Raw genomic sequence first — 5,658 nt, forward strand, 5'->3', positions numbered from 1 at the left:
TTAGGCCGGAGTAGTTTACCTGAACCCCTCGATGAAGCTCTTTATGCACCATTTCAGGTCCGGGTGATATCCTCCCTCCAGCAGGGCGAACCTTCTGCCCATGCACTCTTCCTCTGCTCCTTCCCGGATGGCCTTGCCGATCTCTCTGTAATCCTCGATCTTCAAGAGGCCTCCCCAGTCCTCCAGATATGTGTCAAAGCCTGCTGAGACTCCAACAATGTCGCAGTCGAATCCCAAGAAGGCATCTTTCACCTGTGCCAAATACCGGCTCTGGTCCATGTTCAAATACTCGAAGTTCTCGTCTACCGACCAGGGGTTGACGATTTTCACATTGCGATCTCCCCGGAAGATGCTCACTGTGCCATCGCCAAAGTGAAGATCGATGTCGATTATCAGCACCCGTTCCGCTTTGGGCCGGATCTTCTGCACCGCTATGGCCATATTATTGAAAAAGCACATTCCCCAGGCCCGGTTGGATGATGCATGGTGGCCTGGCGGGCGGATGAGGGCGAAGGCCGGATCTCCTCCGACAGCCTGCTCGGCTGCGCAGATAGCCCCGCCGGCGGCAAGAACCGCAGCATCGTAAAGCCCAGAGGTCTTCACCCGGCCGATGTGCTCAGGCCCGTGCACTCTGGCGATATCCTCCAGATCTGCCGGAATGGGCTCAATAAACTCCAATCCCTCAAGCATTTCTGCGGGAAGGGAGACCCTGTCCGGATTCTCCACCGGGTTTGTCGGATACCTTTTCTCCATCTCTCTGCTATATACTATCTTCACAGGCTTTGATTGATGTCTAGCCACTTAATTCATTCGATTTGGCTTGATCGACTCGACGGTGCAGTTCCGACCGAAAACTACAAATAACTATAATGATTATGTAGATAGATTGCCGCGTCAAAAAGCTGCATAAGCGATAAAAGCTTGACGGCTTTGCTCTCAAGGCCATAGGTATCGGACGTATCTCACCATAGATACGCCGCAGACCAATAAGACCTGAGAGGTGCTGTTATCGGGACAGCATCCGAAAAAGCACCAAAAAGGCCGATAAGACCCCGCAGGTCAAAGAGATACGCGCCTTGATCGGCGTAGTATGCCTTAATCGGCTTAATATGGGAAATATCGCTCCGGCTTTATGGCGCGGCACAATGCCGCAGACAGTGCAATTGAATGACCCGGCATCTGGCGATGATTTCGGGTTCCCGCAAAAAGGACGCTGTGTAAGGGCCCAGTGCTTAGATTGCATTATAGCCCGGCATTGAATCGGTCTCGGGACGTGGCAGGCTGTCACAATGTGACTAGCTCCTCCTGAAAGGGCGCTGTGGATCGGCGCTGGCCCGTCCGAGACTCGATTTTTCTGCGGAATCCCAAGATCTATCCTGCTATCGCACAACCTTGGATGCATGACTCCAGAACACGTGCCAGCTCCTCTATCTCTATAGGCTTGCTTATGTACGCGTTCATTCCCGCGTCCAAACACTCGTCCCTACTTTCGCCCATTGAATGGGCAGTCATGGCGATGATGCAGGTGTTGTATCCTGAATCTCGAATGCGACGGGTTGCCTCCAGGCCGTCCATCTCCGGCATCTGCACATCCATCAAGACGATATCGTAAGGCTTCTCCTGCAAAGCCTGCAAGACCTTCAATCCATTTTCCGCCACATCTGCCTGATATCCAAGCCGTTTGAGCATGCTGAGTGCTACCTTCCGATTGACGGGATTGTCCTCTGCCATCAGAATGCGAATGGTGCGAGCTTCAGCAATGGGACCTTCCAGGAAAGCATTATTCTCTGCTATTGGCGTCTCGTTTTCTGAGTGCGATATGAGATCCTCTAGAAGATTGCGGAGCTGAAGAGCTTTCACCGGCTTGTTCAGCCAGCCATCGGCCATAACCTTGGAACTAGAGCCCCGACCCAGGGGTGAGAGGAGAACCAGCCAGACCTCTCCATATCTTTTGCTCTTGATTTTTTCTGCCAGATCCTGACCATCCTCATCCGTCATCATGGCATCCATGAGCACGACATCATATTCCTCTCTCTCAAGGTGGGTCTTGCCCTCCTGCAGGCTCGAAGCCCCATTGGTGATCATTCCCAGCGACCGGGTAGCGCGAATCAGCATCTCTAAAGCAGAACCATTGTCATCGATGATAAGCGCCCTCTTGTTCTCCAATCTCGATCGAGGGGTAGGTGAACCGCCATCGAGATCCTGTAGATCTGCTGAAATATCTGCCACATCAGCAGCAAAATCGAAGTAAAAGGAGCTGCCAGTTCCAATCTCGCTCTCCGCCCATATCCTCCCACCCATTCGCTCCACAATCCCCCGGCTGATGGCTAATCCCAGGCCTGTCCCTCCATAGCTCCTGGTCTTTGAGGAGTCAACCTGAGTGAAGGACTGGAAGAGCTCGCTTTGGTTCTCAGGGGAGATGCCTATTCCCGTGTCCCTGACTGCAAAGTGAAGCTCAACCTTGTCGTCACTCCCTTCAAGCCGTCTGGAGCTGACCTTTAGCACAACATCTCCTCGATCTGTGAACTTAACAGCATTTCCCAGAAGGTTGACCAGGACTTGCCTTAAGCGATTGACATCTCCCACAATCCTCTTTGGAACGTCATTCTCCAGCAGATAAGCCAGCTCCAGACCCTTCTCCGATGCCTTTATCGCCACCAGATCCAAAGAGTCCTCAATGCAGATCTGAAGGTCAAAAGGCACATTCACCAATTCCATCTTATCCCCGTCGATCTTGGAGTAGTCCAGGATATCGTCGATGATGGCAAGCAGGGCACTGCCGCTCTTTTGAATGGTATCGAGGAAGTCTCGCTGCTCAGGCTTTATATCCGTTCCTTGCAGGAGACGGGCCATGCCAATTATCGCATTCATGGGCGTTCTTATCTCATGGCTCATATTGTCCAGAAAATTGGATTTGGCCCTTGCAGCTGCTTCCGCCTTGGCCTTGGCCACTAAAAGATCCTTGTTGGTGGCCTCTAGCTCTGCAGTGCGAAGCCTTACCCTCTCCTCCAGATCCTCGTTGAGCCGCTTGACCTCTTCCTCCGCTTTTCTTCTCTCTGCTATCTCAAGCTGAGCTTCCCGATATAGCTGGGCATTTTCGTTCAGGAGTATCATTTGCCGGACGAACACCAGGCCTATTATCACCCCCACGCTGAGGGAGAGGCTGCCAAAGGATATGGCAAAATCATGATTGCGACTCCAGACGAGCATGAAAAATGCCCCGGCTGCGCATAGGTATGGGAGATAAAGAGGCCACCCGGTCCGGTCGTAGCGCACTTCAATACTCTGATTGGCGTTAAATGCGCCCCTCTTCGCTGCCTCTCCCTGGGCTATTCCGGCCAGGCCCATCAATAGGTATCCTGCAACCCATCCGCTGTCCAGGACTCCACCCGGCTGATAGGTTTCGTTTAGAATCTGCATAAAATATATAGTATCTGTGGCGATCCAAACACCTGCCCCCAGAGCGAGGAACTTCAGGGCTTCATTTCCGGGGAGGCTCAGCTTTAGGAATAGCATCTCTGCCACTAGGAAGACCAAGATCAGATCAAAAATCGGATAGGCCACAATCAGCGCCATGTCTAAGGGACTCAAATTGCTGTTCTGATAGATGGCGGGCTGAAAGATAAGCGACCAGAAGAATAGGCCGGAGGTTACGATCACAATGGCTGCATCCAGCAGGATCCTTGTCCTCTCTCGCGGGGTTATCTTAATGGAAGGCAAAAGCAGTATGCCTATTACGAATAGGCCATAGGTCATGAGCCAGGGGATATCTGCAATTGAGCTGAAAAACGATTGATTTTTAAACGTCTCCATCCATGCCCATAATCCGTCCCCCAGGGTGAAACAGAGCTGGCCGATGGCCATCATCAGCCAGGCGAGGAAGACATTTCGGCTGATCTTCCTGGATTGACTGGCGCCATAAAAAAGACATAACGTCATGAAACCGTTTATAATAAATGCAATCCAATCAGTAAAAAAAATCACCGCATCGGTGTCATTTCTGAGCTGCTGACCGATGATCATGTAAATTACATATATAGCAACTGCTATAATTATGAAGCTAAAAACCTTTGAACCCCTCTTTGGAATAATAGCAGCCCTAGGAGATACGTTCTCATGCATGTTCTCTCATCGCCATTCGATCCCGTTCAGCCCTTGTGATTCCTGAGGGCATTTATCATGTAGTTGCACCTATATATCTTTTTGTAGATTTAAATGCTTTTGCGTGCTACTCGCTGCCGATAATTTATGAACACAATATCAATTTTTGAAATATCTGATGATGAAATATTATGCATTTTTAAAAGGTATCTTCACGTTGCATAGATGCTGACAAAAGCCTTATTTGCTGATGCAATCATTTCATTTCGGAGAAATAAGCTTGAGAGAAGAATTTGAGAGGATGACCTTCGAACAAAAGGTCTCCTATCTGATGGAAAGAGAAAACCGCAACAAATTGCCGGATGACCTGGCAAGAGAGGGCGTGGCTCTTCTGGCTCAGGCGGGTGAGATCGAGTATGCTGCAGCCATGGCAAGGGATAGAGGAATGATCGATGAGGCCATCAGCATCCTGGTGGACGCGGGAGACTACCTCTGGGCTGCCCTCATAGCCAAGAATGCGGGGAGAATGAGCCAATCCGAGATGCTATACCAGGACGGTATGCAGTTTTATATCGACATGGAGATGTTTGGAAGGGCCATCTCAGCTGCAACTGCTCTCGGCATGCCAGCAGACAGGATCGATGACCTCTTCCGCCAGGGGGTCGAGTCGGAGAGCAGGGGCATGGACCTGGAACATAGCCGGGGGATGATCGAATCCGCCATGGAATCTTTGGACATCTCCCTCATCGGCAGAGAGGATGAGATAGCTGTGCAGATTACCAAGGCCCTGAGCGAGGAGAGAGTAAGACGGATGAAGGAGGAAGCCAGGGCATTGGAGGTACTCAGAGCAGACAACCTGAGCGCTGACGACGATCTCAATATCGATGATCAAGAAAAAAATGGGGAATAGACGGATTGATGAATCGAGAGTCATGGACCACAAAAGCTGGATCTTCACTCATCCTTGAACCTTATCTCCAGAGACATCAGGTCCTCTGCTACATCCGTTTTCTCAAAGATGTGCCTTGCCTCATTCAATAGCTGGGAGCTGTCCTCAGAGTAACGGGAGCTTATATGGGTCAGGACCAGGTGTCTGACCCCGGCGCGCCTGGCCAGCTCTGCCGCCTCTTTTGCCGTGCTGTGTTTTGTCTCCATCGCCCATTCTATCATATCGCTGGCCAGAGCAGAATCATGGATCAGGAGATCCGCTCCCCGGCCCGCATCCTCCACCGACCGGCAGGGCCTGGTATCCCCGGTGTATACAACCTTTCTGCCCGGCCTTGCTGGCCCCATAACTTGCTGAGGCTGAACCACTCTTCCCTCCACCGCCACCTCATGGCCATGCTGCAGCCTGCCAAATAAGGGCCCTGGAGGAACGCCCAGGGAGAGAGCAGCATCACGGTCGAATCTGCCGAGCCGCTGATCTTCCTCCAGGATGTAGCCCAGGCTGGGCACGCTGTGACGGGTCTCTATGGCCCTCACCTGATATCCCTTCATCTTCACCACGTCCTCCGGCGATAGCTCCAGGGCGATTACCTCGAAGTTGCGGGAGAAGTA

Annotated in this window: 4 protein-coding genes; 1 reads left to right on the forward strand and 3 read right to left on the reverse strand. The window is 51.6% G+C overall.

Annotated features, from left to right (window positions below; translation table 11 throughout):
• Positions 1–15 precede the first annotated feature (15 nt).
• Positions 16–777, reverse strand: coding sequence for a histone deacetylase family protein (locus BP727_RS06675; RefSeq protein WP_286857972.1), 762 nt, complete (start codon positions 775–777; stop codon positions 16–18).
• 594 nt (positions 778–1,371) lie between these two features.
• Positions 1,372–3,939, reverse strand: coding sequence for a response regulator (locus BP727_RS06680; protein ID WP_286857974.1), 2,568 nt, complete (start codon positions 3,937–3,939; stop codon positions 1,372–1,374).
• Positions 3,940–4,381: 442 nt separating this feature from the next.
• Between BP727_RS06680 and BP727_RS06685 the strand changes: the two genes are divergently transcribed.
• On the forward strand, positions 4,382–5,011 hold the full coding sequence (locus BP727_RS06685) for a hypothetical protein (RefSeq protein WP_276837245.1): 630 nt from the start codon (positions 4,382–4,384) through the stop codon (positions 5,009–5,011).
• A gap of 44 nt (positions 5,012–5,055) precedes the next feature.
• Here BP727_RS06685 and BP727_RS06690 read toward each other — a convergent pair.
• The coding region (locus BP727_RS06690; protein ID WP_286857976.1) for an MBL fold metallo-hydrolase at positions 5,056–5,658 on the reverse strand (603 nt) is incomplete at its 5' end.

It is taken from the genome of Methanosaeta sp. UBA356, assembly GCF_002496465.1.
Lineage (GTDB): Archaea > Halobacteriota > Methanosarcinia > Methanotrichales > Methanotrichaceae > Methanothrix > Methanothrix soehngenii.